The organism is Methanobacterium veterum (assembly GCF_000745485.1).
In the GTDB taxonomy this organism is placed as follows: Archaea; Methanobacteriota; Methanobacteria; order Methanobacteriales; family Methanobacteriaceae; genus Methanobacterium_D; species Methanobacterium_D veterum.
Genome location: NZ_KN050693.1, coordinates 490,575 through 503,939 on the forward strand (window position 1 = coordinate 490,575; position 13,365 = coordinate 503,939).

The following is a 13,365-nucleotide window of genomic DNA, read 5'->3' on the forward strand; positions in this document are numbered from 1 at the left end:
TCTATTTTTTTAACATTAAAACGCTTATTTTATATTCCCTTTTTGGCAGAAGTATCCTTTAGGTTCACCTTGTTCTAAGTTATTTTCTTTAAATACATCACAGTTAGGGCAGTTACACATTTTACTTGGGTCAAGATCACTACATGTTGCTGTCCCTGTTGCGCAGTACACTCCTGGAACATCTGAAGGTTCTGGACTCATACCTCTCATGGATTCTTGAAGCATTTTCATTTTTATTTGTGCACATTCGCTTTCAGCCTGAACTGGGCATTGAGGACATAAACATTTTGTGATATTTTCTCTTGTAAATTCAATTTTTGGTTTTGTTTCTTCGGGACTGCCAGTCTTGCCTGTTCCACCCATCATTCCCCTTGTGAAAACCGTTTGCCATAACCTTTCGGTTATTATAGTACCTATAACTCCACCAACTGCTCCGAGAACTGTCCATAAAATGAGGGACAATATTAATTCAGCAACTACATTTAATCCTAGTAACATTCCACCTGCGCCATAAGCTAAAACTACTATTATACTTAATACTGCTGAAACTATTCCTGTAATTAGCCCAGTAATAGCCCCATGTGTGGCACCATTTTTTATATTTACATCAACGATGTAACCAACGGCTATGCCTGCTATAAATACGCCTAAATAAAAACCAACAGTTCCTCCTGCACCTCCAAAAATGATAGTTAATATTATCGCTAGAATAAACCCAATAATTATGGCTTTCCATTTAATCATTTTTTTTCTCACCTATTTAAATCATCATTAGTATTAATATATTTTTTATTTTTATTATTAATTTTGATTTGAAAAAAAGGTAACTTTTATTTTAAATCGTTCTGTTAATCAAATTGAAAATCTAAAAAGTGGTTATTTATCTTTTTAAATATAGGGTGCCTAAAAAATTAGTTAATTACAGTTATATTTTTCATATTAAATGTAAAATAGATATGAACAAATAAACAATATTATACTATGGAAAATCATAAAGTAATTTCTTCAAAAGACAATGACGATTTTGTAGTAACTGATTCATTTTTAAAGCTATGTGCTAAATTTAAAAAGTTGAAACGTAGTCGGGGAAGAATTATTCTAGTTACAGGTTCTCCAGGAACAGGTAAATCATCTAATATTTATAAAGCTTTAAAAGAACTTAATTTAAATTATTATGAGCCCGTTTTATTTTTAGATAACACCAAAAAAAGCTCATTAGTAATTTTTAAAGAACTTATGGGTGGAATAAAAAAAGATTTTAGAGTTAAAACAAAAGAAGAAATGGTTAATAAATTCTCAAAGTATGATGCTGTATTAATTGCAGATAAAATAATGGATTCTGAATCTTTAAATCAAAAAAAAATCGGATTAGGAGAATGGATAAAAAATAAGGGTTTAAAATCGATCCCCTTTTATTTTATTCTGTTTTTTGAATACGTAATAAACAAAATAAATTTAAATAAAATGAACCTAATTGTACACACAACATGGACTTTTGAAGTAAAAGGAGTTAAATACGATTTAATAACGGATTTTAGTGTTTTATCTAAGATAATTTCTTTAATTTTAAAGATTTTTTTTGAAGTGGTTGAAATATCCTATTCTGAAAGTGATACAGTTAAAATAGTAAAAAATCATTTTAGAGATATTGATGATGAAAAAATCCAGTATTATATTAAAAAATACGGAAATAAACCCAGATATATATTAGATGATTTGGAAAATAAAACGGTGAGTCGTAAAGACTTAAAAAACCCAGAGCCCGCAAAAACGATCAGTAAATCTGGAAAATAATATTATAAATTATTTATTTAGAAATAAAATGATGTAAAAAATATTTTTTTTATTTTACTGCATCAGCGACAATTTGAGCTACAGAAATCAGACTTACATCTGAACGTAGAGTATCAGTAGCAATTACATCATCAATATCTGCTGCAAATAGTTTAAGCAGCGCATCTTCAACCAGTACAGGGTGAACGCATGATACAACCACCTTTGTGGCTCCATGTTCTTTTAAAATCTTTGTGGCATTCACTATTGTACCGCCTGTACTTATAATATCATCAATTATGACAGCTTCCTTCCCTTTAACATCAAGATTTTTTGGTTTTGTTTCTACAACTTCTGGGGATAACCTTGTTTTTTCAAGGTAATCATATTCGCAACCGAGAATTTCAGCAATTTCCTTTGCAAATCCAAGGGCACCTTTATCTGGTGCAACAATCACTGGATCATTTAAATTATTTTTGATATATTCTGCAATTGGTTTCATTGCAGATAAATTATGTACTGGAATCTGGAAAAACTCCCTGATATTGTCTTCATGTAAATTTATACAGAATATTTCATCAGCACCTGCAGCTTCAAGTAAATTTGCAATTATAACAGCTGAAACGGCTTCTCCACTTTTAAAGCGTCTCTCTTGCCTTCCGTATCCAAAATAAGGAATTACAACTTTTATTTTTTTAACACCCATACTCTTTAAATTTTTAAGGATTAAAAAAAGTTCTATTAAATTTTCATCCTGAGGATAACCTGTTGATTGGACAACAGTTACTTCTTCACCCACTTTTCCTTTTATACGCACATATCGTTCGCCATCGGGGAATCTTTTGGTTTCTATTGGAATTAAGGGACATTCAAGTTCTTTCGCGATCTTTGCAGCTAATTTTTGTGAAGCGGATCCACCTATAATCATTAAAATCACCTATACTTTATGGATATAATCAATTAATTTATTTAACTTTATATTTTAAGAGAATTACTTAATTATATGTTTACAATGAGTATTAAAACCAATCCATGAATTAACTTATAACTAAAATTGGCATATAATATACTTAAATTATTCATTAAGAACTTATTTAATTACATTTACATGGATGTAAAACTAAATTAATTATAAATACAATTAAAATTTATTTGTATTTTATTATAGATTAAAATCCATGAATTAAATTGGACATATAATCTACTTAAATATATTTACATTGATGTAAATCCAAATTAATTATAAATACAATTAAAATTCATTTGTATTTTATTGTTATAACCGGTTAATTTATTTATATTTCTCTTTTAAAGATGAAATTATTTATTTATCTGGTTATATGGATGTAAAACTTTTAATATTATGAAATTAACTATAATGTAATTAAAATTCTAATTTCAATTATTTAGTAGAGTTCATAATCGTAATGAAGTTAACTATTGCATATTTTGCTAACTTTATTAATAAGTATTTTATACATATAGTTCTATAAGATAAGAAATTATATGCAAAATGAATTCAGTTCTATGAAATAATTGAATGGTAACATTAAATCATATAACGATTGATTAATAAATTTTTTATTAAATACTGTACTTTGAAGGATGGTGTATTAGAATGCATGAACTTTCAATGGCTGATGCTATAGTAAAGACTGCAATTGATGTTGCAGAAAAAAATGACGCTCAGGAGATCACTGAAGTAACCATAGAAGTTGGAAGACTTGCCATGCTTAATCCAGAACAGCTTAAGTTCATGATTGAAGTGTTAAGTGAAGATACTCTTCTTGAGAAAGCTGAAGTTATAGTTAATGAAATTCCGATTGAGATAAAATGCAGGTCCTGTGACTTTGAAGGGCTGGCCGTTTCAGATGATTCAGATCATTATGTACCAATTGTTACCTGTCCTGAATGTGAAGAACGAAATGTTGAAATAATTAAAGGAAGAGAATGTAACGTTAAAACTATTAAAATAGAGAAGGAGGATGAAGATGCATAAAATAGCTGAAGTGGAAATACAACACGATATCATGGTTGCAAATAAGAAACTTGCCAAAAGAAATCAGAAAATATTCGATAAAGCAGGCGTATTTGCAGTTGACTTTTTAGGGGCAATAGGTTCTGGAAAGACATCACTTATAGAAGCGCTCATAGAAAAAATGGACTACAAAATAGGTGTCATAGCAGGTGACGTAATAAGCAGGTTTGACGCTGGAAGAATTGAAAAGCACGATGTACCTGTTGTAGGACTTAACACTGGAAAAGAATGCCATTTGGACGCCCATCTTGTAGAACATGCTCTTCATGACCTTCCACTTGATGATATGGAATTACTTTTCATAGAAAATGTTGGAAATCTCATCTGTCCCGTTGATTTTGACCTCGGTTCCCATATAAGGATGGTTGTAATAAGTGTAAGCGAAGGGGACGATACAGCCGAAAAACATCCTCTGATCTTTAAGGATGCGGATATTGTGGTTATTAATAAAGTAGATATTGCAGAAGCAGTCGGTGCTGACGAAAACAAAATGGCTAATGATGTTTTAGAGCTTAATCCTGATGCAATAGTCATAAAAAGCAGTCTCAAGACTGGTGAAGGGCTGGATGAGATTATACAAAGCATCCAGAAATTTATGGATGAAGCCTAATTGGGTCGGGTGATGTATTGAAAGTTTGGATTGATTTAGTAAATGCGCCGCATGTGAGATTTTTTAAGAGCATAATTGATTATTTGAAAAATGAAGGGGAAGAGGTGTTTATAACAACTCGTAAATTTGGAGATATACATAAACTCCTTGACCTTTTTGAAATAGAGTACACATCGGTTGGAAAACATGGAGTTACATTATCACAAAAACTTGAGGAAAGTACAAAAAGAGCTTATGAACTTTCAAAACTAATTGCAAAAGAAAAACCCGATGTGGCAGTATCAAAACACTCAATTGAGCTTCCAAGAGTTGCATTTGGTTTGGGAATACCAAGTGTTTTTGTTTTAGATAATGAACATGCTATCGCTGCAAATAAGCTTACATTATCCCTTTGTGATAAAATAATAATTCCTAAAGCGATTGATGTGTGGAATGTTCTTAAAACAGGCGCTGATCCAAACAGTTTAATCAGGTATACTGGTACCTCTGAGCTTACTCATTTTAAAGACTTTAAATATAATGAAAACATCTTCGATGATCTGGAATTAAATTTAAAGAAAGAAAAAACAATTTTAATGAGAACTGAACCTGCTCTTGCATCTTATTTGGATGCAGATTGTAAAACATCTGTTTTATCACCAATTGTGGATGCATTAAAAGACCATGCGAATATACTGGTGATCCCACGATTTAAAGAACAGCAGCAGATATTTGAAAACGATCCTGATGTCACTTTAATAGAACCTCCTGTAGATACCTTCAGCCTCATGAAAAAATGCGATCTTGTAATCGGCGCTGGGGGAACGATGAACAGGGAAGCTGTACTTTTAGGCACTCCGGTTATTTCATGTTATCCTGGAAAATTATTATCTGTGGATAAATATTATGTAGATAACGGCTTTATGAAGAGATCTACAAATGTAGACGAAATTATAGATATTGCATTTGAATTGTTATCGGATGGCCGGAACGTAAAAGAAATAAAAACAGAGGATCTATTTAATCTGGTTGTAGATCATATTTACAGGTCTGCAAATGGTTAAAATAATTAATTAATTTTTAAAATTTCTTATTTTCTATTTTTGTGCAGTTTTTAAATTTTTAAGTATAAAAAAGTAATGTAGTCTGTTTAATGGATAATAGGCATAAAAACAGCTTTGATCAGAATTTGTATTTTTAAATTATAAAAATGGACTGGCCGGGATTTGAACCCGGGGCCTCCGCCATGCCAAGGCGACACTCTACCACCTGAGCTACCAGCCCTTATTTAAACTTGATATTATAAAATATAACATCGAGGTATATTAACAATTTGACATCATGATATTTAAACCTAATGTTGCCTGTGTTCATTTCAGGGCATATTTATGATTTCATTGTATGTTAATTAATTTAAGAAATCTATGGATTTTAATCTATTAAAAGATTTAATATTTCATAATTAATATTTACGATGCATTCATGTCATGAATGTCTAGTACTTATTTTAAAATGTGATGGAGCTTAAAATATGGAAGATCTTAAAATAAGAAGCGCATTAGAAGAAGATTTTGTTGAAATAGCTGATCTGGCAGAAAACTGCAGTCCGATGGAAACTGAAAGGAACTCTATTTACCATATATTTACTAAATTTTTTAGAAGCACATCTTTTGTGGCCGAGTTACCCTCAGGAGAACTAGGTGGATTTCTTTTAGGATTCCTATCTCAGGAAAATCCTGAAGACGCATACATCCATCTTTTATGTGTTGACCCGAAAATGAGGGGCAGACATATTGGAAGGAAACTGGTAGAAAAGTTCACTGAAGAAGCAGCTTTAAAAAAATGTAAAAAGATTTATCTAATTACAAAGCCTGTAAACTGGAATTCTATATCTTTTTATAAAAAACTAGGATTTTTGGAAGACAAGAGCCAGGAAACTATAAATATTTTGGGTACAAACGCTGTTAAAAATTATAACGGTATGGGACAGCATATGGTTGTTTTTTATAAATTAATAGGTTGAATTCCGCAAACTTTTTAAGTAAATTTACTCTAATTAATTTAATAATAATAAAGTTTAATATTGGATAACTTAAGATGCACATTTAAGTTATTCACAGGTTATAACTGATTTTTTATTAATTAATCTGTTATATTGTTAAAATAATAAATTTTATAGGATTTGGGGATAGAATTGGTTTTAATTGCTCAAAATCATTTACAATTCATAATAGAAGTAGCGCTTATGATGCTGGTTGGAGTAATGCTGCTGCTTAATATAGTTCCTATCTCTTTGAGTCTTGTGCTTTTTGCAATGCTTATTTTATCAGTGGGAATTATGTTAATATTTGGTTTTGATGCTTTTTCACTTTTATTTTTAGGTAACCCTCACGAATTTACTCACTTTTTTGGTCCAATTGTTTTATTTACTATTGTAACGTTACTTGCTGCTTTGCCAATGATGAAGGATGTAGGTATAAGAGTAGCTAACTTAAGAGTATTCATATTCATGATTATAGGCTTAATTACAGTTGCTGGAGGTATAGTACACAGGGATTTCTTAGTTCTATGGATTTTAGGACTATTGATTGGTTTATTTATTATTTCAAAATCATTCCGTAGGAAATCATTCCTTACAGTTAAAAGGATAGTTGCAGTGGTGGGGGTGATGGTTGTAAGTTTTGGAGCTCTCCAGTTATTAGCTGATGCATTAAATATGTCAGTTTTAAGCCCGCTTTTAAGAGTAACTAGGCTTGAAGAGAATGCACTCCCAAGTCTCACAATGGTTTTGAAAAATTCAGTAATGTTGGGCCATATTCAGGGTTCAAGTTACTGGGGAACATTGGATACTGGATTTGCCAGTGGTTACATAAGTTTACCTTATCAATTGATTACAGCACTCACTCTGCCACTTCCAATATTTTATGGAGTTTTATCAAATAAAAGGGATATAGTGGATTATTTCTTACCTGGAATATTTGGTTTTACATTTGATTTTGGGTATTTGGGATTGATATTTCTTTTAATTCTGTGTACTGGTGTTATTTTCGTTGGATTTAAGATACTTGCTGAATACCGTGAGAAGAGGGAGAATGGTAACAGGAATTATCTTGGAAGGGAAGCTCTGCTTATAGGAGCTCTGGCTGCATTTTCAGCTCAAGCTATAATTGGATTATTTGTACAGAATAGGTCTATAAATGGGTTAGCACTTGTAACTTTCATATTCTTAGGGGCTATGGTTTTGGGCCATGTTTTGACTGTAAAAAGAAGATAAAAACTATGATTTATTATAAAAGCAATAAATTAGAATTATATTGATCTAAAATTCTATCTTTGGAATATAAAATTAAGATATCATAAAGATCAAATGGTTAATACCATTAATAAGTTATAGTAATATGAACAAATTATAGTTTATTTTTAATAAATTAATAGGTGGACTCTCCAAAAAACTTTTAAATGAGTTTATGTATAGATGAGTCAGTATATATAAAAGTAAAATTTGAGATTAAGAAGGTTTAAGAGTTAAATTTTTCTAATAATATGGAAATAATTTCATCAAATTAACTTATACATACTCAAAATAATAGAATAGTAAGTCCCTCAGGGGGCTGGAGGAATAGAATTGGTTTTAATCGCTCAAAATCATTTACAATTCATAGTAGAAGTAGGACTTATAATACAGATAGGGATCATATTACTGCTTAATATAGTTCCAATATCATTGAGTCTCGTGCTTTTTGCAACGCTTATTTTGGCAGTAGGACTTGCCTTGCTGTTTGGTGTTGATGCTGGGCTTTTATTTGTGTCATATGCTCATGAATTCAGTATTCCCTATGGTCCAATAGCATTATTTGCCGTTGTAACTTTACTTGCTGCTTTACCAATGATGAAAGAAGTAGGTATAAGAGTGGCTAATCTAAGAATATTTATATTTATGGTTATAGGCGTAATTGCAATTGCTGGAAGTGTAGTACATAGGGTTTTTTTAGTTCTGTGGATTTTAGGACTTTTGATAGGTTTATTTATTATTTCAAAATCATTCCGCCAAAAATCTTTCCTTACAGTTAAAAGGGTAATTGCAGTGGTGGGAGTAGTAGTTGTAAGTTTTGGAGCTCTCCAGTTATTAGCTGATGCATTAAATATGTCTGTATTAAGCCCTCTTTTAAGGTTCAGCAGGCTTGAAGAGAATGCTCTCCCAAGTATTACAATGGTTTTAAAGAATTCAGCGCTTTTAGGCCACGTTCAGGGTTCAAGTTACTGGGCTTCAGCTGATACTGGATTTGGCAGCGGTTATGTGAGTTTACCTTTAACCTTGATCACGATGCTTACTTTGCCGTTCCCAGTATTTTATGGGGTTTTAGTAAGTAAAAAGGATGTAATAGATTATTTCTTGCCAGGAATATTTGGATGGACATTTGACTTCGGGTACATTACATTGATCTGCCTTTTAATATACTGTGCAGGCGTGATTTTTGTAGGGTTTAAAATGCTGTCAGCATACCGTGAGAAGAGGGAAAACGGTAACCGGAATTATCTTGGTAGAGAAGCTTTGCTTATAGGTGCACTTACTGCATTTTCAACCCAGGCAATAATGGGGCTGTTTTTCTCTAACAGGGATATAAATGGAATGGCACTTTTAACATTCATGCTTATGGGTGCACTGGTTTTGGGCCATGTGGTGATGGTGAAAAGAACCACCCGTTAAAATTGGAATATGATAGGAGGAAAAGAAATGAAAAAAGCCTTGATATTATTAGGATGTCCTGAATCACCTTCTCAGACTCCCATGGCTGTTTATGTTACATATAAACTTAAAAAAATGGGATATGAAGTTACAACAGCAAGTACTCCTTCTGCAATGAAACTGCTGGAAGTGGGAGATCCTGAGGAGTTATATATTCAAAATAAAGTAGATATTGATTCATGTATTGAAAAACTGGACAAAGGTGCTTTTGATCTCCTTGTTGGGTTTATCCACAAAGATGCAGCTGTTTCATATTTTGTAACTTTTTATAGTATACTTGATACAAAATCTATAGCTATAGTTTTTGAAAAAGATGCAGATAAGCTTGCTGAATTTATAGATACTGTTTCAGAAAGTACAGATGCAGAAATTGTATCTGCAAGGGCTTACCACAATCCGACTCCACTCAGAGTGAAATTTGATAAAACCATCAAAAAGCTTGAAGAATCCAATGCTCTTTGAATTTAAATTTAATAGGAATTAATCAATCTTAGGGGGATTTTATGTTCTGTCTTGAAACATATTTGCAAGAATCTGAAGATTATAAAGTATTAATAGCCAGAACAGGTTTTAAAGAAGCTATTGAAGTTATTAAAGAAAATGCTCTTGAAATAATCTACGTTAATCCTGGAGATAAGGTTTTAGGCGCTAGAATTATTGGAATACCTCCAATATCTGTAGGTATCAATGAAAAAAAAGGTACTGTGCTGTTTCCTTATACAAAACCTTGCCATGGAACTGCTGTAGTTGAAATACCTGTTGGTCAAGAAGAAATAGACAATGTAAAAAAGTTAAATATTAAATAATGTCGGACATTAAATTTTTATTTAATTGCATTTCTATTTTTAAAATATTTTAATTCTAATGTTGATAAAAATAATTAATTGAATATAATAATGCTTTTTAAGCATTAGCTTTTTATTTTATGGGGTTTTCGGATGTTTTTGTTTTAATTTTAAAAATCTTTTTTATTTTTGTAAAAGTAAGTAACATCAACAAAAACAATATGATATATCATCAACAAAAATATTATCACTGATGACAGGTTGAAGAAAATACTTTAGTATTTTCTGAACATTCGGAAATCTGCGATTTCCGATGCCCGAACACAAATGTTCGACGGCCCCAAAAATCTGCAATTTTTGGAGGTTGAAGGAAATCAGAGATTTCCGAAACCCCAAAAACCGTCGGTTTTTGGAGGTTATATTATGAAATTAGATGATATACCTGCTGAATTAAAGTGGAAAATCGCCATAAAGACATTTCAAAGCTTTTTTTTAGGTTATGGCGCATCATTTAGGCAAATTATGGATGAAAAAGCTGTTAGGAACGTAGAAGAGATAGTATGGGCTGAATGTGGTAAAGAAGTAAAAAAAATTGCAGATATTTTGAAATTACCTTCTGAAAATGCAATAGATGTCAATAATGCGTTGAAAATTGTTGGAATGATAACTATGGGAAAATCAGAACATGAAACTCAAGATGAAGCCAGTGAACTTGTTATAGATCATTGTACTAGTTGTCCTAACTTTAATGTTCATGCAGAGATGTATATCCCTGTTATCAGCATGCCTGATCTTTGCCAGGCCTACTGTACCAGTGCTGTTGAGTCTCTTAATCCAAGATATACTCAAATGTTTACTAAAAGAATGTGTGCAGGTGATGATTACTGTGAGAGTATCATTGGGTTAAAAAAATAAAGAGTTATTTAATTTAATCTTCATCAAGAAGGAATGATGCAAAGGTTAAACCTGATCCAAGCCTGACCTGACCTGCAACTGCGGCAGCTTCGAGAATCTCCTCCATGCTTGCACCCGCGGCTAAAGCGCTTTTTTTATGGGCTTTTACACAGTGTTCGCATTTTAGAGCTACTGCACATGCCAGTGCTATTATTGATTTTTCCTTTGAAGATAATGCTCCATCTTTCATTATTTGGACGGCTAAATTTTGAAATGCATCGTTCAATTCGTCACTTACTGCTTCTGTAAATCTATATGGTCTTGGCTTCTGTTCTTCCATTTTATTTGCTCCGTAATTTTATGATTCTCCTGTAAAGATAACATATTTTATATATTTTATTAAAAAATAAATATAATTAAATCTATTTGAATTAATTGAATGGGGGAAATGATATTATGGATTTTAAAGACTGTATAAATTTTGCAAATGAAACACCTGTTTGCTACCTTGCAACAACTGAAGGCGATCAACCGAGAGTTAGGGCTCTTGGTTTCTGGTTTGCTGATGAAAGTGGATTTTACTTCCAGATCGGGGGCATGAAAGATATGTATGGACAGCTTCAAGCAAATCCTAAAGTGGAGGCATGTTTCTGGCAGCCAGACGAGGCGACAGGAAAAATGATGAGGGTAGCTGGTGAAATAGAATTTGTTGATGACCCAGATCTTAAGAAAAAGGTTTTGGAAGATAGGCCATTCCTTAAGGAGTTTGGTATGACATTTGACAGTCCTGGCCTTATAATTTTCCGTATTGCTAAAGGTGAAGCCTATTTCTGGACAATGGCAACCAATTTTGAGCCTAAAAAGTTCATTAATTTTGGTTAAATACAATTTATATTCTTTTTTTATCTGGAGCATGCTTTGTAATAAGAGGGGTTTCTTTGGCGGAAGAATTCATTAAATTTTGGGCAGAATTATCAAATAGATACGATTCATCTATAGATAATATTATGGGAGAAAAAATAAGGCCAAAAATACAGGAAAAGTTAAATAAAGAAGATAATTTAGGAAATTTAATTGAACTTGGCTGTGGCACAGGTTATTTCACAAAAACACTAGCAGATAAATCAGAAAGTATTATTTCAACTGATATTTCAGAGGAAATGCTGTCAATTGCTAGAGAAAACCTGAAAGGATTTGAATTTCAGGTTATGGACTGTCAAGATTGTAAATTCCAGGAAGGAACATTTGATACTGTATTTATGGGTTTGGTTCTTCTCTTTACTGAACCCGAAAAAGCTCTTAAAGAGAGCCGCCGAATTTTAAAACCTGGAGGTTTACTTATAATAGCAGACCCTGACATTTCTTTTCTATCCTTTTATGGAAACTTAAAGTTCAGGTTTAAAGCACTTGTAAATTATCGTAAGATCCCAACTACTGGTCATTTTTTAAATCAAGAAAAGATAGTGAATATGCTGGATAAGACTGGATTTGAAGTGGTCAGCAAGGAAATTATTCGTGATGAAACGGACCCTAACTATGTTACAGTTAATTATATTAAAGCAGTAACCCTGAAATGAAAAATGTTAATATTTTCTCTAAACGCTGAATTTTATGAGGTTTAATAAGTATAGAATATTACACTTGATACAGCTTATTTAAATTGGAGACTTGAGATGAAAATAACTGTTTTGACTGAAAATACCAAGCTAGAAAATTCTGATTTAATTGCAGAACATGGAATCTCACTATTTATTGAAAAAGATGGGTATAACATTCTTTTTGATACGGGTGGTCCTCAGGAAAGTGCAATAAAAAATGCATCAAGATTAGGCATTGATCTAGGGAAAGTGGACGCTGTAATTATTTCTCATGGACATGACGATCATACCGGAGGACTTCTAAAATTTTTCCAGATTAACGATAAAGCACCAGTTTACCTTAAAAAGGAAGCTTTAGGTTCTTATTATTCTAAACGTCCTGAAGGCGAAAAATACATTGGTATCGACAGCAAAATAGTAGAAAAATATACAGAAAGATTATATTTTATTGATAAAACTGTAGAAATAGCCAAGAATGTGTTTATAGTGCCTAATATTCATAAAAAATTCTCAGTTCCTTCCAGTAATTCTGTTTTATTTGAAAAAGTAAACGGAAAGTTAGTAAAAGATAATTTTAAACATGAATCATTTATGGTAATAAAAAATGACAATAAAATCATCGTTTTAACTGGCTGCGGGCACAGCGGGATCAAAAATATCATAAATACAGCTAAAGAAGCTTTCCCTGATAAAAAAATAGGCAATGTGATTGGAGGGTTCCATCTCCAGGCTGGAGCCCGTACATTTGAGGTGGCAGAAAATGAAGAAGTTGAAGAAATAGCAGAGTGGTTAAAATTGGAAGCTGCAGGACAAATTTACACGGGTCATTGTACTGGAGAACGTGGATTTAATATAATGAAACCAATTTTAAGCGATAAGTTAAAAAGCATTTATACTGGGATGGAAATTACTTTATAAATTAAATGTAAACTAATATTGAT

At 32.0% G+C, this 13,365-nt stretch carries 16 protein-coding genes and 1 tRNA gene; 13 read left to right on the top strand and 4 right to left on the bottom strand.

The annotated features are described in order from the left end of the window. Nucleotides 1-24: 24 nt before the first annotated feature. Nucleotides 25-744, bottom strand: coding sequence for a DUF5518 domain-containing protein (locus tag EJ01_RS17565; RefSeq protein WP_052376156.1), 720 nt, complete (start codon nt 742-744; stop codon nt 25-27). A gap of 237 nt (nt 745-981) precedes the next feature. Between EJ01_RS17565 and EJ01_RS12590 the strand changes: the two genes are divergently transcribed. After that, nucleotides 982-1,794 carry a P-loop NTPase family protein gene (locus EJ01_RS12590; protein WP_048080819.1) on the top strand — a complete coding sequence of 271 codons (813 nt, stop codon included), beginning with the start codon at nt 982-984 and terminating at the stop codon, nt 1,792-1,794. A gap of 49 nt (nt 1,795-1,843) precedes the next feature. Here EJ01_RS12590 and EJ01_RS12595 read toward each other — a convergent pair whose 3' ends face one another. After that, complete coding sequence (locus EJ01_RS12595; RefSeq protein ID WP_048080818.1) at nt 1,844-2,701, bottom strand: ribose-phosphate diphosphokinase; 858 nt, start codon at nt 2,699-2,701, stop codon at nt 1,844-1,846. A 690-nt stretch (nt 2,702-3,391) separates the two neighbouring features. On the opposite strand from EJ01_RS12595, the gene hypA reads away from it, so the two are divergent. Genes hypA through EJ01_RS12610 form a run of 3 tightly spaced genes read left to right on the top strand, consistent with a single transcriptional unit; the run spans nt 3,392 to nt 5,464 of the window. Continuing rightward, nucleotides 3,392-3,772 carry a hydrogenase maturation nickel metallochaperone HypA gene (gene hypA / locus EJ01_RS12600; protein ID WP_048080817.1) on the top strand — a complete coding sequence of 127 codons (381 nt, stop codon included), beginning with the start codon at nt 3,392-3,394 and terminating at the stop codon, nt 3,770-3,772. Beyond that, the gene (gene hypB / locus EJ01_RS12605; protein WP_048080816.1) at nt 3,765-4,421 is read left to right on the top strand and encodes a hydrogenase nickel incorporation protein HypB; all 657 of its coding nucleotides are present in this window, start codon (nt 3,765-3,767) and stop codon (nt 4,419-4,421) included. The genes hypA and hypB overlap by 8 nt, the downstream gene beginning before the upstream one ends. Nucleotides 4,422-4,438: 17 nt before the next feature. Next, complete coding sequence (locus EJ01_RS12610) at nt 4,439-5,464, top strand: DUF354 domain-containing protein (protein ID WP_052376158.1); 1,026 nt, start codon at nt 4,439-4,441, stop codon at nt 5,462-5,464. Between the two features lie 147 nt (nt 5,465-5,611). Here EJ01_RS12610 and EJ01_RS12615 read toward each other — a convergent pair. Beyond that, a tRNA-Ala gene (locus EJ01_RS12615) sits at nt 5,612-5,684 on the bottom strand. 247 nt (nt 5,685-5,931) lie between these two features. Between EJ01_RS12615 and EJ01_RS12620 the strand changes: the two genes are divergently transcribed. The 6 genes from EJ01_RS12620 (at nt 5,932) to EJ01_RS12645 (ending at nt 10,847) form a co-directional block, all read left to right on the top strand. Then, nucleotides 5,932-6,423, top strand: coding sequence for a GNAT family N-acetyltransferase (locus tag EJ01_RS12620; protein ID WP_052376160.1), 492 nt, complete (start codon nt 5,932-5,934; stop codon nt 6,421-6,423). Nucleotides 6,424-6,594: 171 nt separating this feature from the next. Next, nucleotides 6,595-7,674, top strand: coding sequence for a hypothetical protein (locus EJ01_RS12625; protein ID WP_048080814.1), 1,080 nt, complete (start codon nt 6,595-6,597; stop codon nt 7,672-7,674). 351 nt (nt 7,675-8,025) lie between these two features. Then, nucleotides 8,026-9,108: a hypothetical protein gene (locus EJ01_RS12630; protein WP_048080813.1), complete on the top strand. Its 1,083-nt coding sequence runs from the start codon at nt 8,026-8,028 to the stop codon at nt 9,106-9,108. Nucleotides 9,109-9,135: 27 nt separating this feature from the next. Continuing rightward, nucleotides 9,136-9,609: a DUF1890 domain-containing protein gene (locus tag EJ01_RS12635; protein ID WP_048081057.1), complete on the top strand. Its 474-nt coding sequence runs from the start codon at nt 9,136-9,138 to the stop codon at nt 9,607-9,609. Between the two features lie 41 nt (nt 9,610-9,650). Beyond that, the gene (locus EJ01_RS12640; RefSeq protein WP_048080812.1) at nt 9,651-9,953 is read left to right on the top strand and encodes a DUF1894 domain-containing protein; all 303 of its coding nucleotides are present in this window, start codon (nt 9,651-9,653) and stop codon (nt 9,951-9,953) included. 402 nt (nt 9,954-10,355) lie between these two features. Continuing rightward, complete coding sequence (locus EJ01_RS12645) at nt 10,356-10,847, top strand: hypothetical protein (protein ID WP_048080811.1); 492 nt, start codon at nt 10,356-10,358, stop codon at nt 10,845-10,847. Between the two features lie 13 nt (nt 10,848-10,860). Here EJ01_RS12645 and EJ01_RS12650 read toward each other — a convergent pair whose 3' ends face one another. Continuing rightward, nucleotides 10,861-11,166, bottom strand: a complete 306-nt coding sequence (locus EJ01_RS12650; protein WP_048080810.1) for a carboxymuconolactone decarboxylase family protein — start codon at nt 11,164-11,166, stop codon at nt 10,861-10,863. A gap of 116 nt (nt 11,167-11,282) precedes the next feature. Here EJ01_RS12650 and EJ01_RS12655 point away from each other — a divergent pair, with 116 nt between their 5' ends. From EJ01_RS12655 to EJ01_RS12665, 3 genes are all read left to right on the top strand, one after another. Next, on the top strand, nt 11,283-11,708 hold the full coding sequence (locus EJ01_RS12655; protein WP_048080809.1) for a pyridoxamine 5'-phosphate oxidase family protein: 426 nt from the start codon (nt 11,283-11,285) through the stop codon (nt 11,706-11,708). 56 nt (nt 11,709-11,764) lie between these two features. After that, a complete protein-coding gene (locus EJ01_RS16695) occupies nt 11,765-12,403 on the top strand; it encodes a class I SAM-dependent methyltransferase (RefSeq protein ID WP_052376161.1) in 639 nt (212 codons plus the stop codon). A gap of 96 nt (nt 12,404-12,499) precedes the next feature. Continuing rightward, a complete protein-coding gene (locus EJ01_RS12665) occupies nt 12,500-13,342 on the top strand; it encodes an MBL fold metallo-hydrolase (protein WP_048080808.1) in 843 nt (280 codons plus the stop codon). The last annotated feature ends 23 nt before the right edge of the window (nt 13,343-13,365 follow it).

Excerpts from the sequence above, each read along its gene's own strand:
- EJ01_RS17565 (WP_052376156.1), bottom strand. The coding sequence starts at position 744 with ATGATTAAATGGAAAGCCATAATTATTGGGTTTATTCTAGCGATAATA.
- EJ01_RS12590 (WP_048080819.1), top strand. The coding sequence starts at position 982 with ATGGAAAATCATAAAGTAATTTCTTCAAAAGACAATGACGATTTTGTA.
- EJ01_RS12595 (WP_048080818.1), bottom strand. The coding sequence starts at position 2,701 with ATGATTATAGGTGGATCCGCTTCACAAAAATTAGCTGCAAAGATCGCG.
- hypA (WP_048080817.1), top strand. The coding sequence starts at position 3,392 with ATGCATGAACTTTCAATGGCTGATGCTATAGTAAAGACTGCAATTGAT.
- hypB (WP_048080816.1), top strand. The coding sequence starts at position 3,765 with ATGCATAAAATAGCTGAAGTGGAAATACAACACGATATCATGGTTGCA.
- EJ01_RS12620 (WP_052376160.1), top strand. The coding sequence starts at position 5,932 with ATGGAAGATCTTAAAATAAGAAGCGCATTAGAAGAAGATTTTGTTGAA.
- EJ01_RS12635 (WP_048081057.1), top strand. The coding sequence starts at position 9,136 with ATGAAAAAAGCCTTGATATTATTAGGATGTCCTGAATCACCTTCTCAG.
- EJ01_RS12640 (WP_048080812.1), top strand. The coding sequence starts at position 9,651 with ATGTTCTGTCTTGAAACATATTTGCAAGAATCTGAAGATTATAAAGTA.
- EJ01_RS12645 (WP_048080811.1), top strand. The coding sequence starts at position 10,356 with ATGAAATTAGATGATATACCTGCTGAATTAAAGTGGAAAATCGCCATA.
- EJ01_RS12650 (WP_048080810.1), bottom strand. The coding sequence starts at position 11,166 with ATGGAAGAACAGAAGCCAAGACCATATAGATTTACAGAAGCAGTAAGT.
- EJ01_RS12655 (WP_048080809.1), top strand. The coding sequence starts at position 11,283 with ATGGATTTTAAAGACTGTATAAATTTTGCAAATGAAACACCTGTTTGC.
- EJ01_RS12665 (WP_048080808.1), top strand. The coding sequence starts at position 12,500 with ATGAAAATAACTGTTTTGACTGAAAATACCAAGCTAGAAAATTCTGAT.